The 864-nt window shown below is 47.7% G+C and carries 1 pseudogene; it reads right to left on the minus strand.

Annotated features, from left to right (window positions below):
• Positions 1–864, minus strand: a pseudogene (locus R7040_RS25425) (hypothetical protein); the annotation flags it as partial.

Raw genomic sequence — 864 nt, forward strand, 5'->3', positions numbered from 1 at the left:
ACTTTGTCCAATATGGCAATAATAGAGTTGCGTCGTGCCCCGCTTAATGGCGGAGGTAAAAGCGGTGATCGCTGCCCCTCGTAAAAAGCTTTCATGTTCGAGGACAAAGCGTTTCGGCACTTTGTTAGCAAAGTATTTCGCCAAGTTTTGCATGTGCGCGTGCGCAGCAAAAACTGGGCGAGTGAGTAGCACTTCTTTTGATTTCGCGTGCGAACCATCGCAGTAAGCGAGTTGGTCAAATTGGCTGCGGCTAAGAATTTTGTCGTAAGTGCGCTGTGCTTGGAGAAATACATCTGATTCGTTTGGCATTTCTTCTTGCTGCGTTAATTGGTAACGGCTTTGCTCCCAAAGCGGTTGAGGAATGACGTGCTCTGACATCTCTGTCTGAGGAAACCAAGCGTTGTCACTGAGCAAAAGCACATAACCCGTTTGGGCATCGACGCTGCATAGTGTCCAAATATGCGCTGCACGTTGTTCTCGACCATGGTGGCGAAAACCAGAGCGCGCCACTTGAACAAAGGAACGAGTTTGGATATTCGAGAACGATAAGTGACGTTCGTATAAGCGACTAAAAGTGTCCAGCATACTTGCCAAACGTTCAAGATATTGTGAAAAACGGCGATGATTCAAGCCCAATTTATACTGTAAATCTTTGGGTGAAACCTCGGCCAATAGAGCATCAAGCAGTGGTTGGAGTGTGTGGGATTCTTTGTTCGGGTTCAGCAGCGTTGCGGTTTTTTGACAGCAGCGACACTTTACTCTTGGGCTATCGACGGCGGTTCTCCCGTAACGTTGCCAAGCAGGTAATCGGCATTCGCAATGAGGCAATAGCTTCAACTCAAAGGTTTGCTGTTGTAGTTGATG

The organism is Vibrio sp. 1069 (genome assembly GCF_033340555.1).